We start from the raw sequence: 25,721 nt of genomic DNA, 5'->3' as shown, positions 1-25,721 counted from the left end.
TCCCATGCCCGCCATCATCAATCCCATGGACCTGTCGGACCGCCATATCCTGGTCACGGGTGCCTCTGCCGGTATCGGTCGCGCCACGGCCATCCTGGCGGCAAAGCTGGGGGCGCGCGTCACCATTACGGGCCGCGATCAGGGCCGGCTGGCCGCCACCCTGGCCGAACTGCCCGGCGACGGGCACCGCGCCGACAGTTTCGACCTGTCCGCCATCGACGCCATCCCCGCCTGGATGAAGGCGGCGGCACAGGCCAATGGCCCCTTCGACGGTCTGGCCCATTGCGCCGGTATCCAGACCTTGCGCCCCATCCGCATCTTCCAGGCTGATTTCTTTGACGTTGTGATGCGGACCAACCTGGGGGCCTCGCTGGCGCTGGCTAAGGGTTTGCGGCAAAAGGGGGTGAAGGCGGACAAAGCCAGCCTTGTCTATATCTCCTCCACCGCCGCCACCGCGTCGTCGCCTGCCAATGTCGTCTATGCGGCGGCCAAGGGCGGCATCATCGCCGCCACCAAGGGCCTGTCGGCGGAACTGCTGCCCGATGCCATCCGTGTCAATTGCGTGGTGCCCAGCATCGTAATGACCGAACTGATCGAACGCGGCTTTGAAAAGCTGAATGCCGATCAGATCGCGCATCTGGAAAGGTTGCAGCCGCTGGGTTTCGGCCATCCCGACGATGTCGCCAACGCCATCTGTTTTTTGATCTCGGATGCGGGCCGCTGGATCACCGGCACCTCCATGGTGGTGGATGGGGGCCGCACGGCATGAGCGGGTGGGTGCTGCTGGCCCATGGTGATGATCTGGCGGCGCATGGCTGCTGGGCCACGGGCTGGATCGGCGCCATTCCGGTGCTGGTGCGCAATTTCAACGGCACCCTGCGCGGCTTCCGCAATGTCTGTTCACACCGCTTCGCCCTGATGCTGACGGAACCCACCGGCAAGGGTCCGCTCCGCTGCCCCTATCACGCCTGGGTCTATGATCAGGATGGGGTGCCAAAGGCCATTCCCTTCAATGACAGCGATTTTCACCTGGACGATGCCGCGCGCCGCGCCCTGGCCCTGCCCGCTATCGGCGTAGCCATGGCCGGCGGTCTGGTCTTCGCGCATCTGGACCCGAATGCGGACAGTGCTGTCCCCGCCGACTGGACGGCGGACAATGGCACGGAACGCACCCTGCCTGACGGTTCCGTGATCGGTCCTGGCTCCGCCATCCTGTACCGGTCCTCTGCCCGGCGGGAGGGGGCATGCTGAACTACGATAATCCCCCACCCCGCCGGCGGTTGCTGGCCTCCCGCTGGTTCCACGATCCTTCGGCCTTCGCCACCGAACAGACGGCCCTGTCCACCCGCCTGCCCTGGCGCTTTGCCGGGCTGGCCCATGAAGGGGGTACGGGCGACGCCGCCTGTGGTGGCTTCCTGTTCCGCCGCCAGACGCACGATGTCCCACCGCTGACCGACTGGCTTGGCCCCCTGGCCGACCGTCTGTCGCTGCTCTCCACCGCACTCGACAGTCCGGTGGCCAGCGACAGCACTGAATTTGCCGCCAACTGGAAAATCCTGGTGGAAAACACCCTGGATGATTTCCACGGCTCCACCGTCCATCCGCAGACCATTCACCCCGCCGTCGATGCCGATTGGCGCCGCCATCTGCATACCGACCGTTTCGGCCCGCACAGCCGCTCGCAATGGAAACTGTCGGACCCGACGGCGGTCTGGTGGGACAAGCTGATCACGCGCGGCCATCTGCGCCGTTTCGCGGTGCAGGACCTTTACGACCATTGCTTCATCTTCCCCGATCTCTATGTCGCCAGCTTCCATGGCACCATGGTCATCGTCCACCATGTGATGCCGCTGGCCGTGGACCGGACCCGCCTGGAATGGCGGACTTTCCTGCCCGCCGCGTCCGATGATGCCAAGGCCGCCAGCTTCCGGCGCGGCCTTGTCTCCATGCTGGCGGCGTCGGCCCGGCAGGTGATCGATGAGGACCGCCCCTTGTGCGAACAGGTGCAGCAGGCGCGCATCGCCGCCACCGGCCCCGGCATCCTGGGCTGGCGTGAACAACGCATCGGTGATGTGCATGCGGCGCTGTCCGCCCTGCTGCCGACAGACGGGATCGCCCCATGACCAGCGCCCTGACCTTCCGCCTGCCCACGCCCGATGACGCCGAATTGCTGCTGACCTGGCGGCGCCTGCCCGAAATCGCCGAACAATCCTTCAGCGAGGTCCCCGACGATATCGACCGGCAGCGCGCCTGGATCGACCGCTCCAACGCCCGCACCGACTATGTCCACCGCATCATTCAGGTCGATGGCATCGATGTCGGCTATGGCAGCGTCACCATCACCCACGCCGATTGGAAGATCGGCACCATCGGCGTCTATATGGGGGATCGGCGGGGCCGCACCGGCATCGGTGCGCTCAACTTCGCGCCCATGCTGAACCATTGCTTCCACACGCTGGGCCTGCGCAAGCTGGTCAATCAGGTATTTTCCAGCAATGAACGTGTGCTGAAGGGGCAAACCATGCTGGGCTACCGCCATGTCGGTGTCCTGCGCGACCACGCCCTGAAAAACGGCGAACCACGCGACGTCCATCTGTTCGAAATGCGGGCCGCCGACTGGGCCGCCGTGCGCCACCGCTTCGGCCTGTTTCAGGACATGGACGGGCAGGTCGTGGGGGAGGTGTAAATTGCCCCAAAGCCTTCTTTCTGATATGCTCCTTCCCATCGACGCCCGATTTGCGCCCACCCCAAACCAAAGCCATCGGCTTTGGGTATGGGAAAGCCGTAAGCGGTGAAACACCCCCTTATTTTCTGTTTCAACCCGTTGCACGAACCGCCAGATTTCGGAGAAATCCGCAATCGGAGCCGATAAGATCCAAACTCCGAAACAGCAAATTTTCCCCGTTGCGCAACGCCCCCCAAACCTGACCGCAGGCTTCCCCGATGCTGGCCCACGCCGCCGCCCTGACCGCCGCCGAATACCGTGACGCGGATCGATACCGGGCCGAACAGCAGTCCCTGTTCGCCAATGCCTGGCAGTTCGTGGGCTTCACGGATGAGGTGGCGGAACCCGGTTCCTGGCTGGTGCGGCAGATCGCGGGCCAGTCGGTCCTTATCCAGGATTTCGACGGCGAGGTGCGGGCCTTGCGCAATGTCTGTTCCCACCGCTTCGCACAGTTGCGGGCGGGAGAGGCTGGCACGGCCAGTGGCCCGCTCCGCTGCCCCTATCATGGCTGGACCTATGACCGCGACGGGGTACCCGTCGGCATCCCCGGCAATGCTGATTGTTTCGGTCTGGACAGGGCGGACAAGCAGGCCCTGGCCCTGCCCCGCTATGAACTGGACCGCATCGGCCGTTTCTTGTTCGTGCGGCTGCTCCCCGGCGGGCCGTCCCTGCTGGACAGCGTGGGTCCGCATACCGACCTATTGATGGCTCTCTCGGATGGCATGTCCGCTCCCTTCGCGCAGGCGGCACAGCCCTGGGACGCCAACTGGAAGGTCGGGATCGAAAATGTGCTGGAGGTTTATCACGTCGATGCCGTCCATGCTGAAAGCTTCCGCGCCGTCGTGGACGGTTCCTGGCGCGTGGTGCCGTCTGGTCCTCACTCCATCGGCTATGCCGGCATCCGGGCAGAGGCGCAGCGCTGGTGGGAAGGCGCTGGCAAACGCCTGGGCCTGATCCCCGTCGATGCTGTGGCCGGGGTGGAGGGCTATGTCCACCTGCTGCTGTTCCCCAACCTCGCCATCGGCATCACGGCGGGACGGATGATGAGCGTGCAGACGCTGGAGCCAACGGGACCGGAAAGCTTCACCCTGCGCTATCGCCTGTGTCTGGCCAAGGCCAGGGACGGGGCCAGCAAGGCGGCCCTGGCCGCCGTCACCACCCATCTGGCGGCCTTGAATGAAAAGCTGCTGTCGGAGGATAGGGCCGTCTGCGCCGCGGTGGGTGCCGGCCTGCGCCATGTCGAAGGGGCAGCCCTGCTGGGCGCGAACGAGGACCGCATCCGTCATTTCCATGCCACGATCCAGACCCTATCTAAGGCGGATTGAACGCCATTCGGACTTTGAGATGACCCATCGTGACGACCCGGCCCTGATGGCCGCCGCCGACCTGCTGCGGATTGAGGCCAAGGCCGTGCTGGCCCAGTTGGACAGCCTGGACGCCGATTTCCTGGCGACCGTCAGCCATATTGCCAGCGGGGCCGGCAATACGCTGGTGGCGGGCGTAGGCAAATCCGGCCTGATCGCGCGGCTGCTCTCGTCCAAACTGGCGTCGGTGGGGGCGCAGGCCTTCTATTATTCGGCGCTGGACGCCCTGCACGGCGAACTGGGCGCGCTGCGCGAAGGCGACCTGGTCATCCTGCTGTCCAACAGCGGCCAGACCCAGGAACTGATCGACCTGGGCAAGGTGGCGGCCCGGCGCGGGGTGAAGGTGGCGGCCATGGTATCGCGCGTGCCGTCGGGCCTGTCGCGGATCGCGGACTGGACCCTGCGCTGCCATGTGGAACGGGAAGCGACGGAAACCAAGCTGCCGACCGCCAGCACCACCGCCATGCTGGCCCTGGCCGATGCGCTGGTCGTGGCCGTCGCCAGCCGGCGCGGCTTCACCATCGCCGACTATGGCGACAACCATCCCGGTGGCACGCTGGGCATCGTGCTGGCCGGGAAGGTCCGTGACCTGATGGTGACGGCGCCCGAACAGGTGGCCCTGGTCACGGGCGAACAGCCGATCTTCGAAACGCTGCTGGCCATGACCCGCTTCCCCAACGGTGCCGCCCTGGTGGTGGATGGGGCGGGCCGGCTGACCGGCATCGTGACCGAAGGCGACATCCGCCGTGGCCTTGCCGCCCATGGCAAAACCTTCCTGGAACGGGATACGGGTGCCTGCATGACCTCGCCCGTGCGCCGCACCTGCGGCCCCGATGCCACGGCGCTGGAGGCACTCGAAATCATGGAAACACCGCACCAGATCAATGTCTTGCCGGTGGTGGACGGTGACGGTTCCCCGCTTGGTCTGCTGCGTTTGCACGATATTGCGGGGCTGGAGGTTGAAAAATCGCTGGGTTGACCGGCGGATTTCTGCCTAATGTCGTACAAGGATATGTTGTGGAAACAAGAAGGGCAGTCCGGTGAAGGAGATGCGCACCCTGGGCTTCACGGAACGTGAGGCGACCCAGGCCATCATCGATCTGATGCGCAAGCAACGGCTGGAACTGCCGGTCGGCCAGGTTGTGGGCCTGGAGCTGCATGAGGACCCGGTCGCGGCTGAATTGATCATCGAGGACGATGACGGTAAGCGCACGATGGTACCCCGCAACGCCGCAGAACTAGCGGCGTCTTTGGTCAATTACTGTATCAATCGGAAGATTCGCCTGCCCTCCATGTCGAACAAGTTTGTGGAGGTCATTGCCGGCTCGCTGAACCTCATCATCTATCTGGATAACGTGGACAGTCCGGCGACAAAGAAAATGACGCGGCGGGCCTGATCTCACCGGCCCGCTTCCTCTCTGACCTTCCACGATGCTACCATGGGACCTTCGCTTTCCCATCCGGCATCAGGCATGACCCGTTTTCCCGACCGATTCCAGCCCGGCCAGCGGCCTTTCCTGATTGCGGAAATGTCGGGCAACCATAATGGCGATATCAACCGCGCCCGCCGCCTGATCGACGCGGCGCGCGATGCCGGTGCCGATGCCGTCAAGATCCAGACCTACACCGCCGACACCATCACCATGGATGTCGACCGCCCGGAATTCCGGCTGGAAGGCGGATTATGGGCAGGCAAGACATTGTATGAGCTGTATCAGGAGGCGCACACCCCATGGGAATGGCACGCGGCCCTGTTCGACCATGCGCGGGACACCGGCATCGCCCTGTTCAGCAGTCCGTTCGATCCCACGGCCATCGACCTTCTGGAAAGCCTGAATACACCCGCCTACAAGATCGCCAGCTTTGAACTCATCGACCTGCCTTTGATCCGAAAGGCCGCCGCCACGGGCAAGCCGCTGATCATGTCGACAGGAATGGCCTCCTTGGGGGAAATTGCGGAGGCTGTGGCGGCAGCGCGGGAGGCCGGCAACGACAATATCGCCCTTCTCCACTGCGTCTCGGGCTATCCGACGCCGGTGGAGGATTGCGACTTGGCGACCATCCCGCATATGGCCCAGGCCTTTGGTTTGCCCGTCGGCCTGTCGGATCACACGATGGGTGTGGCGGTTCCGGTCGCGGCAGTGGCTTTGGGCGCGGTCATCATCGAAAAGCATTTCACCCTGGCCCGCGCCGATGGCGGCCCGGACTGCGCCTTTTCCTTGGAACCGGCGGAGTTCAAGGCCATGGCAGAGGCCTGCCGCGTGGCCCATGCCGCCCTGGGCAACATCTCCTATGCCCTGAAACCATCCGAAGCGGGCGGGCGGACCTTCCGCCGCTCCCTCTATGTCAGCCGCGACGTGCCGGCGGGAACGGTGTTGACGGATGCCGATGTCCGCTCCATCCGCCCCGGCCTGGGTCTGGCGCCTAAGCACCTTCCCGACGTCCTGGGCCGGACTGCCGCCCGCGACCTGACGCGGGGGGAACCGGTGGATTGGACCATGCTGGGCAAGGCCCCCTGATGGCCCCCCGGATCATCGGCATCATCCAGGCCCGTATGGGCTCCACCCGCCTGCCCGGCAAGGTGATGATGGCGGTGGCCGGCAGAAGCCTGATTGCCCACCAGATCGACCGCCTGCGCCGTTCCCGCCTTCTTTCTGGCCTGTGCGTGGCGACCAGCGATCTGCCGGGTGACGACCCGCTGGCCGCCCATGTGGAAGCGCTGGGGGTGCCGGTCTTCCGGGGCAGCGAAAGTGACGTGCTGGATCGTTTCTACCGGGCAGCCCTTGCCCAGCAGGCCGATATCACCGTGCGCTTTACCGGCGACTGCCCGCTGATCGACCCGGCTCTGGTCGACGACCTGATCACACTCTACTGCACTGCTGACCCACCACTGTCCTATGCCGCCATCGATGTTGCCCGCTACCCGCGCGGGCTGGATGCGGAAATCGTTGGGATGGCGGATCTACGCGCCGCCTGGGAAGAGGCAACGGAGCCGTTCGAGCGGGAACATGTGATGCCCTTCCTATGGCGCCGGCCCGACCGGTTCCGGCTGAACTGGCTGTCCGGTCCCTCGCTGGAGGCACCCTGGCGTTGGTGCGTCGATACGGAACAGGATCTGATCCTGGTACGGCACTTGCTGGAAACGCTTTTGCCCGTTAAGCCAGCGTTCGGCTGGCGCGACGCGGATGCGGCCATGCGCGCCCATCCGCAATGGGCGCTGATCAACCGGGATGTGGTTCAGAAGACCCTTCCCCCGACCTGACGTGAGGAGTGTGTCATGACGCGCGCTGAATTCCTGGCCGCCCTGGAAGAGATGCTGGAAACCGATGCCGGCAGCCTGTCGCCCGACACTGCCCTGGACAGCCTGGATAGCTGGGACAGTCTGGCCGTCATCAGCTTCATCGCCCTGGTCGATGAACATTTCGACCATGTCGTGGCCGGTGAGGATCTGGCCAAGGCCAAGACCATTGGTGACCTGCTGGCCCTGACCGGCGCCAACCTCGCCTGACCCCATGTCCGCCCTGCCCCGCCCCGCCATACCCATCAGCCGCATCAGACGGCAGGTGATCGACCTTGCCGGTCGTCCGGCCGCCTGGATCAATGGCGGGCGGTTGGGTATCGGGGAAGGAACGCTGCGGCCCCTGGTGCTGCTGCATGGTCTGGCCGGCGATGCCCTGACCTGGCAGTTCAACCTGGCAGCGCTCGGCACCGACCGGGCTGTGCTGGCCCCCGACCTGCCGGGTCATGGGTCCAGCACGCTGGAGGTCGGGCCCGGCCATGTCGATGATCTGGCCTGCTGGGTCGGCGACCTGATCGATGCCTGGGGTCTGTCCCTGGTCGATCTGGTGGGCCATTCGCTCGGCGCCCGCATCGCCCTGTCGCTGGCCCATCAGCAGCCGGCCAAGGTCGGGCGTGCCACCCTGATTGCCTGCGCGGGGCTGGGCAGTGATCTGGACCATCAGTTCCTGGACCGTCTGGCCGATGCATCGGACCTGGAACAGTCGCGGCTGGCTGCGGCCAAGCTGTTCGCAGAACCCGGCCCGTTGGTGGAGCCGATGGCCCGCGCCCTGACGCTGCGCCAATCTGTGCCGGCCAACCGGGTCGCGATCAAGGCGCTGCTGGATGCCAACCGCGCCGATCTTTCCGAACGGCTGGTAACCCGCGATTGGGCACCAAAGGTGCCGGTGCAACTGATCTGGGGGGCGCAGGACAGTATCGTTCCACCGCCTTCTCCTCAGTCGATCCCGACTGGTATTCCCTTCCATCTTCTGCCCGGCGCCGGCCACATGCCGCATGTGGAGGCGGCGAGCCGCGTCAACGCCCTGATCGGGAGCTTCCATTGACCGACACCCAGAGCATGCTGGACCTGATCGCCCGCGAAACCGCCCGTATCCTGGCCGAAAAGGGCGAAACCGCGGCGGCCTCCGTGACGACGGACACCGCGTTCCTTGACGGCCCCCTGCCCTTCGACAGCCTGGACCTTGCCACCCTGATCGTGGCGTTAGAGGGGGTGACGGGCAAGGACCCGTTCCGTCAGGGCTTCCGGCAGTTCAACACGGCTGGCGAACTGGCCGCCCTTTACGCCGCCGCGTGATGGCCATGCCCGGTATCTGGGGATGGATCGGCATTGGCGTCCTGCTCTACCTGCTGCTGCTGGCCCGCAGCGCCTGGAAACAGGGGGAGTTCAAGCAGTTCCTCTGGGGCATGGTGATCGTCGCGGGCCTCATCGGCTTCGTCGGCGGGGTCATCTGGGCCTGGATTACCATCGCCAGCGGCTGAAACCCTTGGAATGCTGCCCCACCCTGCCGCATGATGGCGCCATGCAAGACGCCGCCACCCCATCCTGGGTCAATCCCGCATTCCTCCTGATCACCGGTGGCCGGACCTGGACAGGGCCCGACCTGTCGGCCATGGCGCGAAGCCTGCCCGATGGGCCGCTATCGGCAGATGGCAAGGACCTGCCCCGGCTGATCGCCAGCCTGCTGGCGGCCTGGAACCGGCAGGTACCACTTGCCCTGCTGCGCGGCGGCCTGCCGGCACCCGACGTTGTTGAGGCAACGGGCCAGACGCTTTTGCTGGAAACATCGGGCACCACGGGCACGCCAAAGCGTATTGCCCGGTCATTTGACGATGTTCTGCGCGGAATCACGGGCACACGCGGCGGGGATGGTGGCATTTGGCTGCTGACCTATGATGCCTGCGGCTTCGCAGGGCTGCAGGTGCTGCTGACGGTCATGGCCGGGGGCGGGCGGTTGTTAGCCGATCCGATGGCGGACGCCGCAAGTCTGGCGCGGCTGGCCGTAACCGGCGGTGCCAGCCATATCAGCGCCACACCCAGCTTCTGGCGTGTGCTGCTGCTGTCAGGTGCTGCACCGCCATTGGCCCGCATCACGCTGGGCGGAGAGGCGGTGGACCAACCGCTGCTGGACGCCCTTACCAGACGCTTTCCCGGTGTGCCCATCCGCTGCATCTACGCCTCGACTGAGCTGGGGCGCCTGTTCACGGTGGCCGACGGTCGGGAAGGATTTCCCGTCGCATGGCTATCGCAGCCACCGGATAAAATATCATTCCGTATTCAGAATGATTTACTGGAAGCCAGGGTCGATTCTGTCTGGCATGACACTGGAGATCTGGTTGAGATTGACCGTGACCGGGTATTATTCCGTGGCCGAAATGATCTTGTCGTCAATGTCGGCGGCGCCAAGGTAAACCCCGTCCTGGCCGAACGGCGGCTGTTGGCCCTGCCGGGAGTCACCGATGCTGTGGTCTATGGCGTGCCTAACCCCATTACCGGCGCCATCCTGGCCGCCGACATCATCGCACCAGACTGGCAAATGGATGAGGGGTGGCGGATGCTGGCAACACAGGCCGTTGCCGACCTGCCGCCCCCTGCCCGCCCCCGCCGTCTGCGCCTTGTCGAGGCGCTCCCCCTATCAGCCGCCGGCAAGAAGCGCCGCATCGCGGAGGAAGCATGACCCGTACCGTGATCGTCACCGGTGGCAGCCGGGGCCTGGGCCTTGCCCTGACCCGCACCCTGCTGGATGCCGGCTACAATGTGGCGACCTGCAGCCGCAGCCTGGGCGATGCCCTGCCGGCCCTGCTGGACGCCTATCCCGACCGTCTGCTCTGGCAGCAGGCAGAGATCGGGGAGCCTGCCTCGACCCAATCCTTCATCGACACCACGGTGCAGCGTTTCGGGGCGCCCTGGGGACTGATCAACAATGCCGGCATCGCGCGGGAGGGGATTCTGGCGACCCTGCCGCTGGTGGAGGTGGACAGCCTGATCCAGACCAACCTGACAGGGGCCATCCAGGTGGCACGCGCCGTCCTGCGTCACATGCTGTCACGCCCCGGTGGGGGGCGGATCATCAATATCTCCTCCATCATCGGGCAGCGCGGCTATACCGGCCTTAGCGCCTATGCGGCGACCAAGGCAGGGTTGGATGGGCTGACCCGTGCCCTGGCGCGGGAGGTGGGGCGGCGGCAGATCACGGTCAACAGTGTGGCCCCCGGCTATCTGGACACGGAAATGTCCGGCACCCTGTCGGCAGGGCAGCGCGACCAGATCGTACGGCGCACCCCCATGGGACGTCTGGGCAAAGCCGATGATGTGGCGCCTGCCATTCTGTTCCTGCTGGGCGATGGTGCGCGCTATATTACCGGGCAGACGCTGACCATCGACGGCGGCATCACCTGCTGAGCGGAAGGTAAGGCGCATGGCCCAGGCCCGCATCAACGGCATCGCCCTTCGCGGCATTGTCTCCGCCCTGCCGGTCAGGGTGGAAGATGTAGCGCATCTGGCGGCCCGGTTCGGCGGCGATCAGGCAGAGCGGATTGCCACCGCCACCGGCATCCGCCGCCGCCACATCGCGGCCCCCGGCCAATGCATGTCGGATCTGGCCCTACCGGCGGCACGCGACCTGCTGGACGGGCTGGGTTGGGGTGACGACTCGGTCGACCTGCTGATCTGCGTCACGCAGACACCGGACCATCCGCTGCCGGCCACTGCCTGCCTGCTGCAGCACCGTCTGGGTTTGGGCAAGCAATGCGCCGCCTTCGATGTCGGTCTTGGCTGTTCCGGCTATGTCTATGGCCTGTGGCTGGCGGCATCGCTGCTGGCCGGGATGGGGCGGGGCCGGGCGCTGCTGGTGGCAGGCGATACAACCAGCCGGACCATGGCCCCCGACGACCGCTCTGTCGCACCCCTATTTGGGGATGCTGCCACCGTCACGGCCCTGGAATGGGACGCGGAAGGCGGCTGCCTGACGGTGGACACGGGCACTGATGGGGCCGGCGCGCCGTATCTGATCCAGCACGGTGGCGGTACCCGGCAGCCCGATGGCCCCCTGCTATTCATGGATGGCACCCAGGTTTTCGCCTTCACCCTGCGGGAGGTGCCGAAAACCATCGCGGCCACCCTGGCCCTTGCCGGCACCGACATCAACGGCATCGACCATGTCGTGCTGCATCAGGCGAATGAGATGATGCTGCGACGGCTGGGTGCAAAGATCAGCGCGCGTGAGGATCAATTGGTCCTGGCGCTGGCGGATCGGGGCAATACCAGTTCCGCTACCATCCCGCTGGCCATGACCGACGCGCTATCCGGTCAGCTGATGTCGGGTAAACGGACCCTGCTGCTGTGCGGCTTCGGGGTCGGTTGGTCCTGGGGAACTGCCGTTTGGACCACGGGTCCGGCACGGATATGCCGGACCATATTGGTGAATCAAACGGGCACCGTCATTCCGGCTGGTTGATCGCCGGGCGACGGCGAACCTTGGTCACGACCACCGGCGCCTTGGCCTGCTTGTCCGCAGCGTCACCAGCACCCGACGCCGTCTCAGCCGGAAACAGCTTCCGGCAGATTTTCAAAGCGCGATAGTAGTTGCCGGACTGCACCAGCGTCTGAACCTCGTCAAACAGGGCCGACTCGGCAGGATGCGCCAGCCGCGCCTCTTCCAGGATGATGCCGAACTTGATCAGGTTCAGTTCAGCATCCTCGGGGAAGATGTAGATCAGCTGGATGATGAAATAGAGCTTCTTCTCGATCGTGTCGCAGTTCTCTTCCTTCAGGATTTCCCGGCCCCGCAGGAAATTGACCTTGTTGTAGAAGAACAGCGAAACCGGATGATCGCCGACGCCCAGAACGGCACCGTTCACGATCAGCTTCTCACCCGGACGCAGAACAAGTTTCAAAGGCACGGCAGCATTTCCCGTTCAAGGACGCACGAGCCCGCTCGGCGGCGTCCATACTGCACAAGGAAGTAAGCCAGCCACCCCCCGGCGGTCACGAAAAAACGCACCAGCACACCCGAACATTTTGCCCCAGGTAGGCTGGCGTGGGGAGGTGAATACCGACCAGAATCAGGAAAGGCGGGCTTTTGGCCCGCCTTTCCCTTTGCCTTACGGCCCTGTGGCTTAGAACAGCCGCAGGATCGACTGCTGAGCCTGATTGGCCAGCGAGAGGGAGATGGTGCCCAGCTGCTGACGGGTCTGCAACAGCAGCAGGTTCGCGCCTTCCTCGTTCTGGTCGGCCTGGACCAGCTTGTTCGCACCTTCAACCAGAACGTTGGAGAACTCGTTGGTGAAGCTCTCGCGGGTCTGGATGACGTTCAGGTTGGTTGACAGAGCCTGAGAGGCGCTGCGCAGCGTGGAGGTTGCGAAGTCCAGGCTGGCAACGGCCTTGTCGATATCGGCACGGTCAAGGAAGTTGTTCTGGGCATAGTCGATACGCAGGCCCTGGCCGTCCGACGTGACGTTCCGGCTCACCACCTGGATGTTGGAGGTGTTGTCGGCGTTGAACTGAACAGCCAGATCGTTCTCGGTGTTGGCATCCGTACGCTGAACCGTCGTCAGGTTAGCCGACTTCGCAGCCGAGGCCGCCGCCTTGACGGTAGAGGCATCAACAGTCACACGAACGGTGCCGCTATCGAAGGTCAGCGAGTTCTCGCCTTCGCTCAGCTTGGAATTGCCGCGGGCATTCAGGCCCGAACGTTCCACCGTCACACCGTTGAGGTTCGTGGCCGACAGAGTGATGTCGACATTCTTCTCAATGGTCGAGACGCCGTTGGCGGCAGTGCCCTTCGCCTCAAGCAGAGTACGATCCACCGTGAACGAGACAGTCGTACCGGAGGAGAATGTCAGCGAAATTGCCTTCGTCGAGGCATTGGAGGAGGTTGCACCGATCGTGAAGCTGGTGCCGGTGCCGGTCGTCAGATCCGAGCTGACTTCAAAATAGTCATTGCCGGCATTGTAGACCACATTGAAACGCTCGCCCGTGCCGTCCGCCGTGGCGCTGGTGCCAACAGCGGAGAAGTCCGAGCCGGCAGCCACTGCATCGGCAAGCTTGCTGGCAATCTGTTCGCGGAGTTCATCCGGCGTACGAGCAACGCCAGCGTTTTCCAGATCGCCCGCCTCAACCGTATATGAGAAGGACTGACCATTCACCGTCGCAGTGAAGGTATCACCCTCTTCGATAGAGCCGCTGATGGTGACGCGGGACGTCTGAGGCGTGCCCGAAGCACCAGCAGTCGTCGTGCTGGCGACCGCCGACTGCGTGTTGTCGAAGAACTTGAATGTACGCGACTCGCCGTTTTCCGTCACAATGGCCGTACGCTCACGACCGCTGTTACCGCGAATCTCGACGCTGATGTCGGAGAAGTTACCGGACGTCGCAGAGATGGTGCCGGCGACCTTCAAAGAGGCCAAGCCGCGGCTATCCTCCGCCTTCGCGATATCTTCCAGATCGGCGCTGATGGCACCGGTGCCGCTGACCTTAACGGAGTAGGTGTCGGCGCTGACGACGTTCGTCACGCGGCTGTTCGACAGGCCGGAGATGCTGTTGACACCCTTGCGGCTGTCGGCGGTGCTGTCCAAGGTCAGACCATTGCCCTTCAGCAGGTTCTTACCCTGATAACCGCTGTCGCCGGCGATCTTGTCGATCTGATCCTTGAGGCGATTGAACTGCTCCGCCAGCGACTTGCGCGCAGCGATGGAGGAAGCGTCATTGCCCAGATTGGAGTAAGCGGTCGTGGTCAGACCACGGGCCTGTGCAACCAGATCCTCAATGGCGGTGATACCCTTGTCACCGGCCTGGATCGTGCTGATGGCCTGGCCCATCGCTTCCTTGAGGCTCGACAAATCGCCCGCACGGGTGTTCAAACCCTTCGCAGCGAAGAACGAGTTGGGGCCGTCAAGGGCAGAATTGACCTTGTTACCGGTCGCCAGACGCGACTGGATGGACTCGACCTGCTTGTTGGTCTTCTGCAGGAGCAGAAGGTTATTACGCATACCAGCGGTCAAGCTGACGTCATTACCAGACATAGTGTCTCTCCTTTGGAGGTATGATTTACCCGAATTTTTCGGGTTAAGTGCAGGGAACACCTATTTCGGGGAGGAGTCAAGCCGTTTAACGACGGACGCCAGCACCTATACGCATGGACAGATCGCGCGCCAGTTCGGCAAGTGGCACGGACCAGTCACCTGGCCTTTCCTGGCGGAACAGACGGACAGAAGGATACCATGCAGTATCCACCCGTCCCAGGCCCCAGCGCCAGTCGGGAACCGCCGTGACTAGGATATTCGTGGCAATGCCGATGGCCCCCGCCAGATGGGCCGGCATTGTGCAGCAACTGACCAGAACATCCAGTCGGGAGAGAATGGCAGCCGTGTCGGCGATGTCGGCAATCTCTGCGCCCAGATCGATGGTGCCTGGTGGCAATGAATACCGCGCCAGTTGCTGCCGTCCGCCCCCCACCTGCACCACGACCGGGCTGATCCCCGGAATGGACATCAGTGGCAGCACCTGATCCAGGCTGAGGGAGCGTTCAAGATCGCGGGCATTGTCGGGATTGCCGGCCCATACAAAGCCAACCCGTAATCGACGCGCCTCTGAGAGACGGGATTCCCAACGGGCGGCAAGCACCGGGTCGGGATGCAGATAGGGCACCCTGCCCGGAACGTGCCCGGCATCCCTAACAAAGAGGCCCGGCAGTGACATGCATGGCAGAATGCCATCCACGGGCGGAACCGGCATCCCCTCATCCAGGAATGCTTCCACACCTGGAAAATCGGCCAGCAGCCGGCGCATGGGGGCCGGGCGCTGCATGATGATACGCACCCCTTCCGCCGCCAGCAGAGGCAGGAACCGCAATATCATGAGGATATCGCCCAGCCCCTGCTCCACCGTCACCAGCACCCGCATCCCGAATACCGGCCGTTGCGTCAGAAAGCGTAAGCCGAACGGTGCCGCTCTGGCGCCCGCCGGCCCATCACGACGAAATTCGTGCAGCATCCAGCCGCGCGCCATGTCCCCTGTGAGAAGGCGCAGCAGCGACTCGTTCCAGCGCGCTCTGTTTCCCTCCGGCGTGCCGACGGCCCCGCGGCGGCCCGCCTCGGTGAAGGCGCAAAGGGCTGCATCGACCGCCCCGGTCGCATGCAGCGCTGCCCCCAGCGAGTTCCAGTTTGCTGCGGAATCCGGTTCCAGCGCACAGGCGTGGCGCAACGTTACCGACGCCTCCGCAGCCCTGTTGCTCCCCAGCTGTGCCAGACCAAGATTGCGCCATGCACCAGCCATGTCGGGCGCAAGCGCGACGGTCCGCGCATAGGCAGGGACGGCGCGCGCATTGTCGCCAGACGCCCGATAGGCGTTGCCCAACAGCAGGTGTAGAGCAGGCATATCGGGAGCACCGATGAGGGCAGCCTGAAAAGCCTCAATGGCCTCCTGCGGCCTATGTAGTCGCAGGAGAGCCTGCCCCAACTGGGCCTGGGCATAGGAATCCTTGGGATCAAGCAAGACGGCCTTCGCGGCGGTAAGCTGTGCACCCGCCGGGTCGCCATCGGCCAGCAACTGCTCCGCCTGCCGGGCGAAAAATCCCGCTTCCATGTTTTCCGCCCCACCATGGCCCTGCCTGACGGCACCATGTCACAGAGGCGTTAAATAAATCCAGACGGCAAGCCAGAACAATTCGATCCAGAATTAAATAAAATGCCGGAGACCTGACGGGTGCTCCGGCATATCAAGATAAAACGGTCGAGAACTGAAATCAGGCGACGAAATTGACCGTGCCCACCACGTTGCCGCCTCCAGCGATCACCACGGTCGGTGACGCTGCCACGGTCGGCGAAACGGTGGTCGCACCGGCACCGGCAAAGCCTGCAGGGGCAGAGCCGCTGATTGCGCTGATCCCGCCGCGCGCCAGGGCTAGAAGCTGATTCCCACCAGAACGCTCACCCGTGTTGGAAGATGCTTCCGAAACACCTGCCTCCCGACCACGCAGCTGATACTCGCGAACAACGCGCTTCGACGGGTATTGCGTCTCGACGTCACCGCTGCCGCCATCGCGGAACAACAGAACAGCAACCGCAGCATCGCTGTCATATTGCAGGACGGGACTGACATAGGGCAGGTTGGATGAACGGGCCGGAGGGGCTTCAGTCAAACGCTCTTCAGCCGCGGCGCTGCTTTGCGTCACCGCAGACACATAAGGCGTTGATACGCTCCTGATCCCCTCAATCTGCATGGCCGTAAGCCTTCTCGTAGACCGGTGAACATTAGCGCAGCTCAACGGAACACGCAAACGGAATCTTTGAAACCGCTAAATATGCAGAATCATTGAGGAGTCACGAACCCCATCCCCACTATACGGATGATACCATTTTCATTTGGCCAACAGAGATATGGCAAAAAGATAAGCTTGAAATCCAACAGTTTGACTTATCCAGATCTTTTGGGTGGTGACAGCGCCAGCGCGTTAACCAATTCGGCGATTGCGAGGCGCCAATCAGCCCATTGTCTCTGCCTGAAAAGACGCAACTCCGGATACCAGGGGTTGTCTGCCCGATGGCGCAGCCACCGCCAGCAGCCATCAAAGCGCGACAGCACCCAGGTCGGCCTGGCCAGCGCCGCCGAAAGATGGATGACAGCCGTATCCACACCGATCACCAAATCCAGTTCACTGACCAGTGCCGCGGTATCGGCGAAATCCGTCAGTTCATCTGTCCAATCATGCAATGGGAAAGGCGCCTGCGCTGCCTCAGCTGCCTTGGGTCCCTTCTGGAGGCTGACATACGTAATGCCGGGGAGCGTGCCCAAGATCGCCAATTGCGACAGGGACAGGCTGCGTCTTTTATCCGTTGCCGCCGCCCGCGGATCACCCTCCCGCGAATCCCCGGCCCAGACCAACCCCACCCTCAATCCCGGCAGATCGCGCAGCCGTTGACGCCACAGATCACGACGATCCGACGGGGCCGAGAGATATGGTACCTGCGCTGGAATGTCTGTCAGATTGCAGGTACCAAGGCGCAACGGAAGGCCCAGCAAGGGACAACGGCATGATACCGTCTCTGGCACCGACGCTCCCAGCCGTTCAACCGCGATATCCGACGGCAGGCTTTCACGGAACAGCCTGACCAGAGCCGGCTGCACCTGCAACAGCACATTCAGGCCCCGCGCCCTCAGCAACGGCAGATAACGCACAAACTGCAAACTGTCGCCATGCCCCTGCTCCGCATGGACCAACAGGATGGCGCCTGACGGCAAGCTGCTGCCGTCCCAGACGGGGAGGGCACGCAAGACGGGGGAAAGGCTGAAGCCCGGTATGTCCCACCGCCATTCATATTCCCGCCAGCCTTCAACAAAATCCCCGGCTATCAAGCGGGCCTGCGCGCGTTGCCAATGCACCACGGGCATTGACGGGGCGAGTTGCAGCGACCGCTGATAACAACGCTCCGCCCCCTCATCATCACCCAGATCACGCAGAAGCGTACCGAGATTGAGATGGGCGGGCAGATTATCCGGATCAATCACAATGGCGGCATCGAACGCCTGACGGGCGTCTTCCAGAGAGCCCTGGCCATGCAGGGCAACACCCAGCGCCACGAGGGGCCCAGGCCGGCCAGACGACCCGACCGCAGCCTGGCGCGCTGCGGCGGCAGCCTCCTCGAAACGCCCCAGGATGGAAAGCACATCCGACCGCGCCAGCAGGGCGGCGCCATTATCCGGCTCCCGCGACAGCACGGCATCGAACAGGGCCAGCGCCTCCTGATGTCGTTCCGCCCGCAGCAACGCAATGCCCAGGCGATTGGCGATGACGGTATTGGCCGGCGACAGGCGATGCGCTTCTGTCAGCAATGACACAGCCTCGGGCCGGTTCAGAAACTCTCCATCAGTACAACGGTTGAAAAGCACCGCCGCCAGATTGCCGGCTGCGGACGGCAAACCGGGTACCAGCACCAGGGCCCGGCGCAACAGCACCTCCGCCTCCTGCGGGTCCGTGCCGGCAAGCAGGGCACCCTGCTCCGCCAGGGCCTCCGCCTGCTGGGCGGGGTTTGCATCCAGTTGGGTAATGGCCGTGGCAAAGGCCTGCCGGGCCGCCGCCGGGTCACCGGACTGCCGCAGGGCGATACCCAGATTGTGCCACCAATCCCCGCGGCCATCCTTCATCCGCAGGGCCGTGCGCAATGCCTTCACGGCAGCGCTTGCCTTGCCCTGGGAAAGGCATGACATGCCCAGCAGGTAATGTATTTCCGCCAGCGCGGGTGCCGCGACCAGGATATCCCGATAGGCAGCCTCCGCCCCGGCCCAATCGCCCGCCTGATGGCGTGCGATGGCCTGATCGATCGCTGAATTGACATCCATGTCAGGTGCCCGCCTTTGGCGCGGGGGGGGTGGGGGCAGGCTTGGCGGGCGGGGGTGGCTTTGCCGCGGGTGCCGGTGTCGTTGGTACCGGTGCCGGGGCGGGCGCTGTTGCCGGGGGCGGGGCGGGAGCCGCAACAGGGGCCGGAGCCGCAGGGGCCGCTACCGTGGCTGGAGCCGGGGCCGGCGGGCGGGTCGGAACATACATGTAATTGTCGTTCACCTGGCTTTCATGGCTGGCGCAGGCCGATAGGGCCAGACCCAGCACCAGGATCACCATATTCCGAGCGTCAGATGCCTTCTTCACGCCACGCCACCAGCTTGCCGATTCCCGCCGATACACTACGCCTAGCGCGAGACCTGATCCAGGAAGCTTTCATCATGCACAATGATGTAGCCGTTACGGTAGGAAATGGCCCCTGCTGTCTGGAACTGCTTCAACGTCTTGTTCACGCTTTCCCGCGACACGCCCAGCATATTGGCCAGATCTTCCTGGCTGACGAAGGTGGTGATGCGTGTACCGGCATCGGTGGCGCGGCCATAGGCCTGGGACAGCATGAGGATGCGCTTTGCCAGTCGGCGCGGTACGTTGAGGAAAACCGTGTCCTCGATGATCGCGCTTGTCCAGCGCACCCGTTCGCACAGAACCGTCATGAGGCGAACGCAGAGATCAGGACGCTGCAACAGAAACGGCATGAAATCGCGGCGGTCGATCCGCAGAAGTTCCGTGGCCTCCTGCGCCACCACCGTTGCCGTCCGCTCGCCACCATCAAGCATGGCGATCTCCCCGAACAGGGAGCCCGTATCAAGGATGTTCAGCAGCATGACCTTCGCCTCATCCGACTCGGTCTGTACCGCCACCCGTCCACGCAGAATGACATAGAGGCTGTCGCCAGGGTCACCCTTGGCGAAGATACGCTCCTCCGCTGCGGCCCGCCGAACCTTGGCGAACTCCAGCATCGCTTCCATTTCAGTGTCGTCTAATACCGCGAAAAGACTGTTGCGGCGCAGAAGCGCGGTATCTAAGGCAGGTGCCACTGACATCCCCCTGTCATCTCCGGGGGAACGGTAACCACGTTCCCCCTACATTGCCAGGATTGATGCCGCGGCAGGAAAATGCAAGTCAGACGGGCATTGCCGATGCCGGACGGGCCACCCGCTCCCACATGGCCGTATGCTCGAAAGCGTAGATCGGTCGGACGCTGAGGGTGCCACTGGCCAGCGTATCGCGCACATGGGTCAGCAGGGACACGGCATCCTCGCGCTTCTGATCGGCCCGCCCGATGGTCAGCCAGTCACGGAAAGCGGACAACTCGAAAGGATCGACCTCGCCTTCCTCCTCCGCCTCGCGCAGGACGCGACCATAATTACGGTCGCGGTAACAGAGATCCTTGGCAATCTCCTCCAGGCGCCGCCGTCCCTCTACCGAGAGGATGGCAGCGGCATGCGCGTCGGACAGGGTGCGGCGGATATTGACCATGGCTTCGGACAGCGAAGGATAGCCAAGCTCCGCCGGTCCATGGGTGACTGCCACCTCGTCATCATCTTCCAGCCGACCATCGGCGAAGGCCTGGAACACGGCCCCATGGCCTTCCATCCCGAACGTATGCAGTTCGGCTGCCCGCAGGGCCCCCATGCTGGCCGCCCCAAACACCGGGATACCGCGCGCCATGGCAAAAAGGATTTCCTTGTGCCAGACGGCAGGGACATTCCCGAAATAGCCATCAATGATGATGATGGCCGCCGGATTATCCTGAACTGCGCGCAGCACGTCGCCCTGTGCGACAGGCGGTCGGAAATCAGCGTTCAACACCTTGCGCGCGGCGGATACAGGCAGGGTGGGGCCCAGGAAGACGATCACAGGATTGCTCATGGTCTATCCCTCCAGGGGTCAGGCAAGCCCGGCGGCGCGGCGCCCGCGCGCACCCAGGCTATATTGCGACGTCGCATCCACACCTTCGAGGCCCGGCACCACAACCCGGACAACGGGGATGCCGATCTCGGCACGGGTCAGGTCTACAACGACGACATCTTCGATACCGACATTGGTAAGGCGCTGCCGCAACTCGCCCAGGTCACCGCGCAGGGATTGACCGCGCCATCCCTTGATCTCGTTGAAGTCACGTACTGTAGCGCCCAGACGGATGCGGTTCAGCCACAGCATCTGCTGCTCTTCCGCCAGGAAATGATCATATTCCTCGCGGCGCATGTCATCGCGCGCACCGGAGATGAAGGTCAGCCGGCTTTGCGCAGCCTCGGTCAGGGCGCGGGACAGCGCGATTTCCGGCACCAGATTCGTGCCATAGCCGGCGGCCGGGCGCACCGTCGTCCCCAGGCCGGCATCGGCCTGAACAATGCGGGCCAGGAAGGTGGGGACCCCGATATCGGACGTCAGGTCCCACACCCCAACGGCAACACCGGCATGGGCGAAGCGTGCCAACAGCGCACGGCAAGCCGGATCGGCGATGGTTTCCAGGTCAACGCGGGTATCTTCCTGCGCCTCTTCGGGCAGCAGATTCCACAAGGTGCGGGCATCCCGCTCAATCACTTCGGAAAGACCGTGGATCACCGCCTCGATCCAGTGATTGCCCGACGCCAGACCGTTCGACGTGGCCTGAAAACAGCCATGACCCGTTGGCAGCGGCAGGGTATAGTTGCTGTGAACCATCTCATACGGGATCCACAGGCTGTTGCCATCCCGGAGATTGGTGCCCTCCGCCCACAGCAACTGATGGTGCGGGGTGTAGACACTGTCCATGTTGCAGGGAAGCAGATCGGGGTCCACCACGGGCAGCGAGTAGCGCAGATCCTCATAGGAACCGATACGCAGCGACAGGTGCGAGGCCCGTTCCGCATGCCAGCTTTCAATGCTTTCCATCACCGCAGACGCCTTGGCCGCAGCCAAGGTGACGCCTTTACCCTGCGAAACGGCCAAACCGCGAGAATTGGGGCGGTTGACCATGACGACGGGAATACCGATCGTGTCCAGGCCGGTAACATTGGCCACGCGGGTGATGCCGAATAACGGGAACAGCGGTTTAACACGGGCCAGCGTCTCTTCCGCCGAGACTAACCGGCGCCATTGCGGGGCTTCCAGATTGTCCCAGTCGGTCAAGCGAACCTGATCCATTGCCGTTCCCTTTCACATTCAATCAGATACGCAACAACACCGGTTGGGGCTGCCCCGGAATCCTCCAGGGCAGCACCCACCAGTCGTTACATCTTGGCCATATGCAGATCGGCACTCGCGAAGTGCAGGTCGGCGGAAGCGCCATTATCCATCGCGCGCTGCGCCGGAACGCGGCCGCGGGACAGGTTCTGCTCCTCGGTCACAACCACGGCCCCGTTCGGGCCAATACGGTACAGGCGGCCATCGGCACCACGCGTCAGCATATGTGTTCTCCTTGGATTACAGCTTAGAGTTTGTTCGAGTGACAACCTGACAACGCAGAGCGCATGTGTCTGGCCTCGCCAATGACCGTAATCCGGTACGTCCGTTTTGCTGTGTGAAGTGGTTCACAGCATCGTATGCAGAAGGAACGCTATGGTGTGTTCACAAAGCGCGGCCGATCGCATCAAAGGGCGATAGGCATCCACTTGATCCAGAAAGGCGAGGTCGCCGATGAACGCTCCGCATTCCCGTAACGATATTACGGTCTATGAGCCCCACGATCTGGAGATCGATGGGCAGCTGATCAGCCACAATGTCTGGGTTGACGGACATCGGACCAGTGTTCGCCTGGAAGCCGTGATGTGGCAGGCACTGCATGAAATCGCTGAACGCGAAGGGTTCAGCATCCATCAGGTGATCACGATCGTGTCGCGCCGCCAGCACCAGAACGCGTCGCTGACCGCCACGATCCGGGCCTTCCTGGTGGCATATTATCGCGCCGTGTCCAAGGGCGTGTCGACCATGCTGCTGCGTGATCTGTCCGACCTGCCGGCCGATCTCAAGTTCTAGACCCGACCGGATCTATCCGGCCTTGCCAATAAAACAGGAGCGGCCGCAAAGCGGTACCGCTCCTTTTATTTGCGCAAGCCATTATGGCTCAGTGAAGCAAGGCGGATCGCCCGGCCACACCAAGACTGTTGGTGGACAGGTGATGGGCCATCGCCTTAAGATCGCTCTCTTCAGGCATGGACCGGCGAAGCAGGCCATAACCCCGCTCCTGTACGGTGCGGGCCAATTCCTGCCGCTCCTTCAACGCCTCTTCCATCCGACCTGCCAGGGCAAGGACGAGCATGCGGGCGTGACGTGCCCATGCCCCATGCAGAGCCGCTCCCCTGCTCTGTGCAAGCCGCAGCCCGCGCTCAATATCCGCAAGCCCGCCACTAACCCGGCCAAGATAGGCCAATGCCAAACCGCGCCGGGCCAGATTGATGGCGTCCAATAGAGTCGATCCGGTTGCACGCGAGATGTTGAGCGCCTCGGAGCTGAAAGCCAGGACATCGCCAAAACGGCGCTGCCGCATCCGGACATCGGCAAGGTCAAGGCGGGCATAAATACGGTTGAACGGATAGCTGCTGGCCTGCGCGCCCTGCAGCGCCTTCTGAACAAATATCTCCGCCTCTGCGTCCCGTCCAAGCTGGGACAGGCAGCAGGCCCGCTTTCCGGCTATCACCATCCCGGCATCCAGGGTCAGGTAAAGCCCGCGTTCGTGATTGATCCAGGCTTCCGTCCGTTCCGCCAGATCCAGCAATGTCAGGGCCTGTTCTGCGGACCCATCATCCAGAAGGCAGGCAGCGGCGATGATCAGCAATTCCGGATGGGCACGGGTCATCCCGCCGCTATAGGCGATAACCGTCTCCGTCAAGGCGACAGCCTGGTCCAGACGGCCATAAACCCGTTCGTAATTTATCTGCTGCACCATGCCGGCCAGGGCACGCGACTCGTCGCCAGCCGCGCGCGCAAGAACGACCGCACGGTCCAATGCCAACAGCGCGCGCCCCCCGTCACCCGCGGGCATGGCCGCCCTGGCCAGGGCCAGACGCAGGTCGATGCCATCCAGCATAACCTCATGCGTGTCTTCCAGCTTTTCATTCGCTTCCACAGCGATGGACAGAAGGGAAACAGCCTCCACCGCCAGGGATCGGCTCAACGCATCCTGTGCGGCGGCACGGCCCGCCTGCACGGCGGTATCCCAGAGGCAGCCACTGGACGCATGGCGCGCCTGGGCTGCCAACCGGCCTGGCAGCTGCACGAATTCTTTATCCCCCAGCAGCAGGGCCAGGGCGGCGTGCTGGTGTTGGCGGTCACGCCGCGTGATGCCAGTATAAACAGCCTCATGCAGCAAGGCATGATGGAAGCTGCACTCCTGCCGGGGCAGCAGTCGGGTTTCATCAATGAAACCCAAACGGATCAGGTCCTGAAGACGATCCCCTATGGTGGCGCTGCGGAAATGCGCGGCCAGCACCGCGATATCGAATGTCGGCCCGACCACGGACGCCGCCCGCAGCAACTGGCGGGCTTCCTCGTCCAGCATGTCCAGGCGCGCCGCAAGCAATGACTGCACGGTATCCGGTAGCGGGATTTTTGGTACGGGACCGGGCAGCATAGCCCCGACATCGCCAAGCAGCGCCCCGTTCATCATGAGGACGCGAATGCATTCGACCATGAAAAACGGATTGCCCCTGGCGCGGCGGGACAAGTCAGCCTTGATCGCTTCCAGCGCCGGCGACTGCCCCATCCACATATCCAGAAGACTGTTCACCTCGGACGCGGCAAGCGGGGACAGCGGATATTTTCGCAGGACCGTCTGGCTGGCGATGCTGGCCGCCAAGCCTTCCTCTCGGCTGGACAGGACCAGAACCATCCGTGTATCGGCAGGGGTCTGCTGAAGCAGGGCGGACAGGGTGGCCTGCACCGCCGTGTCCGCCCAATGCGCATCCTCCACCAGCAGGACAAGGGGGTGACGGGTGGCGGCAGACCGGGCCAGGGCGACAACGGCACTGACCGCCAGCGCCAGAATGGCCGACGCTCCACCCCGGCTTTCATCATTGCTGGGCAGAAGCACACCGACCAAGGCATCCGCCTCTTCCGGGGAGGCGCCTGCGGCACGCAGCATGGCCGCAATACCACCCCCCGTCCGGGGCAGGGGGCAATCCAGAAGCTCCACAACCAGCTGGTGCAACGGGCTGGGGGCGCCCACAGGCTCCACCGCGGGCACCTGCCATTCAATCACTCGCAAGCCCCGCGAACGGGCCATGTCGGACAGGGCACGGATCAGGCGCGTTTTGCCCAGGCCGGCTGCACCCTGCACCAAATGCGCGGAAAATGGCGTCGAATGGTCACCATCCAGGGCGGCCATGGCCAGGCCAAGCTGCTTGCGGATCGATTCACGCCCCACAAGCGGCAGGCAATCATCATACTGGCGGCGCCGGGTGCGCAGACCCAGAAACTCATGGCTCTGCGTCGGCTCATCTCCGCCCAGCGCCAGCAGCATCGAAGGGCGCGTTTCCACCCAATCAGAGATCAGCCGCGCTGTGCAATCCGCCAACCGGGCGCCATTGGGCGGGGCAGATTGCTGCATCTTTGCCGCAATGTGGATGGCGGGACCCGTCGCGGGATTGGCCGACTGCCGGCCAACCGCCATATGGTCCCACAACACTTCGCCTGAACAGATACCGATACGAACAGCCCGACCGCCGCGCGCAACCTCACGAAGAATGGCATCGGCAGCGTAGCAAGCCCGGATCGCGTGATTTTCCTGGGAAACAGGAGCACCGAAAACAGCGTAGATACCATCGCCAAGGGTCTGGCAAACAGTGCCGCCGAAGGCCAGCACATGGCGGCGCATGATATCGATGATGCCCGACAACTGGTCATAGGCGTCTTCCGGATCCTGCGGGATCACCAGCTTGGATGATTCAACAATATCGCAGAAGAAGGCCGTCACCATGCGGCGGTCGGCCCGCGTCAGCGCCGGGCGCGCGGAACCCACCGATGCAATCATGCCATCGTGTGTGTCTACAACGCTCTCGACACCCGCCACCGACATTC

At 63.6% G+C, this 25,721-nt stretch carries 27 protein-coding genes; 17 read left to right on the top strand and 10 right to left on the bottom strand.

The annotated features are described in order from the left end of the window. Positions 1-4: 4 nt before the first annotated feature. The 16 genes from ACT6Q8_RS19995 (at position 5) to ACT6Q8_RS19920 (ending at position 11,843) form a co-directional block, all read left to right on the top strand. Complete coding sequence (locus ACT6Q8_RS19995) at positions 5-769, top strand: SDR family NAD(P)-dependent oxidoreductase (RefSeq protein ID WP_054169067.1); 765 nt, start codon at positions 5-7, stop codon at positions 767-769. Continuing rightward, positions 766-1,251 carry a Rieske 2Fe-2S domain-containing protein gene (locus ACT6Q8_RS19990; protein WP_054169068.1) on the top strand — a complete coding sequence of 162 codons (486 nt, stop codon included), beginning with the start codon at positions 766-768 and terminating at the stop codon, positions 1,249-1,251. The genes ACT6Q8_RS19995 and ACT6Q8_RS19990 overlap by 4 nt, the downstream gene beginning before the upstream one ends. Next, a complete protein-coding gene (locus tag ACT6Q8_RS19985) occupies positions 1,245-2,123 on the top strand; it encodes an RHO alpha subunit C-terminal catalytic domain-containing protein (protein ID WP_444733916.1) in 879 nt (292 codons plus the stop codon). Before ACT6Q8_RS19990 ends, ACT6Q8_RS19985 begins: the two co-directional genes overlap by 7 nt. After that, positions 2,120-2,686, top strand: a complete 567-nt coding sequence (locus ACT6Q8_RS19980) for a GNAT family N-acetyltransferase (protein WP_054169070.1) — start codon at positions 2,120-2,122, stop codon at positions 2,684-2,686. The genes ACT6Q8_RS19985 and ACT6Q8_RS19980 overlap by 4 nt, the downstream gene beginning before the upstream one ends. Before the next feature lie 257 nt (positions 2,687-2,943). After that, the gene (locus tag ACT6Q8_RS19975; protein ID WP_054169071.1) at positions 2,944-4,050 is read left to right on the top strand and encodes an aromatic ring-hydroxylating oxygenase subunit alpha; all 1,107 of its coding nucleotides are present in this window, start codon (positions 2,944-2,946) and stop codon (positions 4,048-4,050) included. A gap of 19 nt (positions 4,051-4,069) precedes the next feature. Beyond that, positions 4,070-5,068, top strand: a complete 999-nt coding sequence (locus ACT6Q8_RS19970; protein WP_444733915.1) for a KpsF/GutQ family sugar-phosphate isomerase — start codon at positions 4,070-4,072, stop codon at positions 5,066-5,068. A gap of 70 nt (positions 5,069-5,138) precedes the next feature. Next, the gene (locus ACT6Q8_RS19965) at positions 5,139-5,486 is read left to right on the top strand and encodes a hypothetical protein (protein ID WP_054169073.1); all 348 of its coding nucleotides are present in this window, start codon (positions 5,139-5,141) and stop codon (positions 5,484-5,486) included. 75 nt (positions 5,487-5,561) lie between these two features. Then, the gene (gene pseI, locus ACT6Q8_RS19960) at positions 5,562-6,608 is read left to right on the top strand and encodes a pseudaminic acid synthase (protein WP_054169074.1); all 1,047 of its coding nucleotides are present in this window, start codon (positions 5,562-5,564) and stop codon (positions 6,606-6,608) included. Continuing rightward, entirely contained in the window at positions 6,608-7,351 is a 744-nt protein-coding gene (locus ACT6Q8_RS19955) for a cytidylyltransferase domain-containing protein (protein WP_444733914.1), read from the top strand. Before pseI ends, ACT6Q8_RS19955 begins: the two co-directional genes overlap by 1 nt. A gap of 15 nt (positions 7,352-7,366) precedes the next feature. Beyond that, on the top strand, positions 7,367-7,597 hold the full coding sequence (locus ACT6Q8_RS19950; protein WP_444733913.1) for an acyl carrier protein: 231 nt from the start codon (positions 7,367-7,369) through the stop codon (positions 7,595-7,597). A 4-nt stretch (positions 7,598-7,601) separates the two neighbouring features. Next, positions 7,602-8,432 carry an alpha/beta fold hydrolase gene (locus tag ACT6Q8_RS19945; RefSeq protein ID WP_444733912.1) on the top strand — a complete coding sequence of 277 codons (831 nt, stop codon included), beginning with the start codon at positions 7,602-7,604 and terminating at the stop codon, positions 8,430-8,432. After that, a complete protein-coding gene (locus ACT6Q8_RS19940; RefSeq protein ID WP_444733911.1) occupies positions 8,429-8,683 on the top strand; it encodes an acyl carrier protein in 255 nt (84 codons plus the stop codon). Before ACT6Q8_RS19945 ends, ACT6Q8_RS19940 begins: the two co-directional genes overlap by 4 nt. Before the next feature lie 5 nt (positions 8,684-8,688). Next, on the top strand, positions 8,689-8,868 hold the full coding sequence (locus ACT6Q8_RS19935) for a hypothetical protein (RefSeq protein ID WP_054169144.1): 180 nt from the start codon (positions 8,689-8,691) through the stop codon (positions 8,866-8,868). Positions 8,869-8,909: 41 nt separating this feature from the next. Then, entirely contained in the window at positions 8,910-10,064 is a 1,155-nt protein-coding gene (locus ACT6Q8_RS19930; protein ID WP_444733910.1) for an AMP-binding protein, read from the top strand. After that, a complete protein-coding gene (locus ACT6Q8_RS19925) occupies positions 10,061-10,789 on the top strand; it encodes an SDR family NAD(P)-dependent oxidoreductase (protein WP_444733909.1) in 729 nt (242 codons plus the stop codon). Before ACT6Q8_RS19930 ends, ACT6Q8_RS19925 begins: the two co-directional genes overlap by 4 nt. A gap of 16 nt (positions 10,790-10,805) precedes the next feature. After that, the gene (locus tag ACT6Q8_RS19920; RefSeq protein ID WP_444733908.1) at positions 10,806-11,843 is read left to right on the top strand and encodes a ketoacyl-ACP synthase III; all 1,038 of its coding nucleotides are present in this window, start codon (positions 10,806-10,808) and stop codon (positions 11,841-11,843) included. Here the strand turns inward: ACT6Q8_RS19920 and ACT6Q8_RS19915 are convergent. The 9 genes from ACT6Q8_RS19915 to ACT6Q8_RS19875 form a co-directional block, all read right to left on the bottom strand. Then, complete coding sequence (locus ACT6Q8_RS19915; RefSeq protein ID WP_444733907.1) at positions 11,827-12,288, bottom strand: flagellar biosynthesis repressor FlbT; 462 nt, start codon at positions 12,286-12,288, stop codon at positions 11,827-11,829. The two genes, ACT6Q8_RS19920 and ACT6Q8_RS19915, sit on opposite strands and share 17 nt — an antisense overlap. Positions 12,289-12,504: 216 nt before the next feature. Further along, on the bottom strand, positions 12,505-14,376 hold the full coding sequence (locus ACT6Q8_RS19910; RefSeq protein ID WP_444739418.1) for a flagellin N-terminal helical domain-containing protein: 1,872 nt from the start codon (positions 14,374-14,376) through the stop codon (positions 12,505-12,507). A gap of 118 nt (positions 14,377-14,494) precedes the next feature. Further along, the gene (locus ACT6Q8_RS19905; protein WP_444733906.1) at positions 14,495-15,970 is read right to left on the bottom strand and encodes a tetratricopeptide repeat protein; all 1,476 of its coding nucleotides are present in this window, start codon (positions 15,968-15,970) and stop codon (positions 14,495-14,497) included. Between the two features lie 160 nt (positions 15,971-16,130). After that, a complete protein-coding gene (locus tag ACT6Q8_RS19900) occupies positions 16,131-16,607 on the bottom strand; it encodes a hypothetical protein (protein ID WP_444733905.1) in 477 nt (158 codons plus the stop codon). Positions 16,608-16,801: 194 nt separating this feature from the next. Continuing rightward, a complete protein-coding gene (locus tag ACT6Q8_RS19895; protein ID WP_444733904.1) occupies positions 16,802-18,724 on the bottom strand; it encodes a tetratricopeptide repeat protein in 1,923 nt (640 codons plus the stop codon). 345 nt (positions 18,725-19,069) lie between these two features. Continuing rightward, a complete protein-coding gene (locus ACT6Q8_RS19890) occupies positions 19,070-19,759 on the bottom strand; it encodes a Crp/Fnr family transcriptional regulator (protein ID WP_444733903.1) in 690 nt (229 codons plus the stop codon). A gap of 85 nt (positions 19,760-19,844) precedes the next feature. Beyond that, a complete protein-coding gene (locus tag ACT6Q8_RS19885; RefSeq protein WP_444733902.1) occupies positions 19,845-20,594 on the bottom strand; it encodes a TfuA-like protein in 750 nt (249 codons plus the stop codon). A gap of 18 nt (positions 20,595-20,612) precedes the next feature. After that, positions 20,613-21,851: a YcaO-like family protein gene (locus tag ACT6Q8_RS19880; protein ID WP_054169089.1), complete on the bottom strand. Its 1,239-nt coding sequence runs from the start codon at positions 21,849-21,851 to the stop codon at positions 20,613-20,615. Between the two features lie 86 nt (positions 21,852-21,937). Then, complete coding sequence (locus ACT6Q8_RS19875; RefSeq protein WP_156344715.1) at positions 21,938-22,114, bottom strand: hypothetical protein; 177 nt, start codon at positions 22,112-22,114, stop codon at positions 21,938-21,940. Between the two features lie 229 nt (positions 22,115-22,343). Here ACT6Q8_RS19875 and ACT6Q8_RS19870 point away from each other — a divergent pair, with 229 nt between their 5' ends. Further along, positions 22,344-22,682 carry a ribbon-helix-helix domain-containing protein gene (locus tag ACT6Q8_RS19870; RefSeq protein WP_054169090.1) on the top strand — a complete coding sequence of 113 codons (339 nt, stop codon included), beginning with the start codon at positions 22,344-22,346 and terminating at the stop codon, positions 22,680-22,682. An 88-nt stretch (positions 22,683-22,770) separates the two neighbouring features. Here ACT6Q8_RS19870 and ACT6Q8_RS19865 read toward each other — a convergent pair whose 3' ends face one another. Continuing rightward, a complete protein-coding gene (locus ACT6Q8_RS19865) occupies positions 22,771-25,662 on the bottom strand; it encodes an ATP-binding protein (RefSeq protein WP_444733901.1) in 2,892 nt (963 codons plus the stop codon). Positions 25,663-25,721: the final 59 nt, after the last annotated feature.

It is taken from the genome of Niveispirillum sp. (genome assembly GCF_052437035.1).
Classification (GTDB): domain Bacteria; phylum Pseudomonadota; class Alphaproteobacteria; order Azospirillales; family Azospirillaceae; genus Niveispirillum.
The sequence above is the reverse complement of the archived record's forward strand: the minus strand, read 5'-3'. Positions and strand labels throughout refer to the sequence as shown.

What these genes read in the sequence shown, in the direction of transcription:
- ACT6Q8_RS19995 (WP_054169067.1), top strand. Translation starts at nt 5, where the DNA reads ATGCCCGCCATCATCAATCCCATGGACCTGTCGGACCGCCATATCCTG.
- ACT6Q8_RS19990 (WP_054169068.1), top strand. Translation starts at nt 766, where the DNA reads ATGAGCGGGTGGGTGCTGCTGGCCCATGGTGATGATCTGGCGGCGCAT.
- ACT6Q8_RS19985 (WP_444733916.1), top strand. Translation starts at nt 1,245, where the DNA reads ATGCTGAACTACGATAATCCCCCACCCCGCCGGCGGTTGCTGGCCTCC.
- ACT6Q8_RS19980 (WP_054169070.1), top strand. Translation starts at nt 2,120, where the DNA reads ATGACCAGCGCCCTGACCTTCCGCCTGCCCACGCCCGATGACGCCGAA.
- ACT6Q8_RS19975 (WP_054169071.1), top strand. Translation starts at nt 2,944, where the DNA reads ATGCTGGCCCACGCCGCCGCCCTGACCGCCGCCGAATACCGTGACGCG.
- ACT6Q8_RS19970 (WP_444733915.1), top strand. Translation starts at nt 4,070, where the DNA reads ATGACCCATCGTGACGACCCGGCCCTGATGGCCGCCGCCGACCTGCTG.
- ACT6Q8_RS19965 (WP_054169073.1), top strand. Translation starts at nt 5,139, where the DNA reads ATGCGCACCCTGGGCTTCACGGAACGTGAGGCGACCCAGGCCATCATC.
- pseI (WP_054169074.1), top strand. Translation starts at nt 5,562, where the DNA reads ATGACCCGTTTTCCCGACCGATTCCAGCCCGGCCAGCGGCCTTTCCTG.
- ACT6Q8_RS19955 (WP_444733914.1), top strand. Translation starts at nt 6,608, where the DNA reads ATGGCCCCCCGGATCATCGGCATCATCCAGGCCCGTATGGGCTCCACC.
- ACT6Q8_RS19950 (WP_444733913.1), top strand. Translation starts at nt 7,367, where the DNA reads ATGACGCGCGCTGAATTCCTGGCCGCCCTGGAAGAGATGCTGGAAACC.
- ACT6Q8_RS19945 (WP_444733912.1), top strand. Translation starts at nt 7,602, where the DNA reads ATGTCCGCCCTGCCCCGCCCCGCCATACCCATCAGCCGCATCAGACGG.
- ACT6Q8_RS19935 (WP_054169144.1), top strand. Translation starts at nt 8,689, where the DNA reads ATGCCCGGTATCTGGGGATGGATCGGCATTGGCGTCCTGCTCTACCTG.
- ACT6Q8_RS19930 (WP_444733910.1), top strand. Translation starts at nt 8,910, where the DNA reads ATGCAAGACGCCGCCACCCCATCCTGGGTCAATCCCGCATTCCTCCTG.
- ACT6Q8_RS19925 (WP_444733909.1), top strand. Translation starts at nt 10,061, where the DNA reads ATGACCCGTACCGTGATCGTCACCGGTGGCAGCCGGGGCCTGGGCCTT.
- ACT6Q8_RS19920 (WP_444733908.1), top strand. Translation starts at nt 10,806, where the DNA reads ATGGCCCAGGCCCGCATCAACGGCATCGCCCTTCGCGGCATTGTCTCC.
- ACT6Q8_RS19910 (WP_444739418.1), bottom strand. Translation starts at nt 14,376, where the DNA reads ATGCGTAATAACCTTCTGCTCCTGCAGAAGACCAACAAGCAGGTCGAG.
- ACT6Q8_RS19905 (WP_444733906.1), bottom strand. Translation starts at nt 15,970, where the DNA reads ATGGAAGCGGGATTTTTCGCCCGGCAGGCGGAGCAGTTGCTGGCCGAT.
- ACT6Q8_RS19900 (WP_444733905.1), bottom strand. Translation starts at nt 16,607, where the DNA reads ATGCAGATTGAGGGGATCAGGAGCGTATCAACGCCTTATGTGTCTGCG.
- ACT6Q8_RS19895 (WP_444733904.1), bottom strand. Translation starts at nt 18,724, where the DNA reads ATGGATGTCAATTCAGCGATCGATCAGGCCATCGCACGCCATCAGGCG.
- ACT6Q8_RS19885 (WP_444733902.1), bottom strand. Translation starts at nt 20,594, where the DNA reads ATGAGCAATCCTGTGATCGTCTTCCTGGGCCCCACCCTGCCTGTATCC.
- ACT6Q8_RS19880 (WP_054169089.1), bottom strand. Translation starts at nt 21,851, where the DNA reads ATGGATCAGGTTCGCTTGACCGACTGGGACAATCTGGAAGCCCCGCAA.
- ACT6Q8_RS19875 (WP_156344715.1), bottom strand. Translation starts at nt 22,114, where the DNA reads ATGCTGACGCGTGGTGCCGATGGCCGCCTGTACCGTATTGGCCCGAAC.
- ACT6Q8_RS19870 (WP_054169090.1), top strand. Translation starts at nt 22,344, where the DNA reads ATGAACGCTCCGCATTCCCGTAACGATATTACGGTCTATGAGCCCCAC.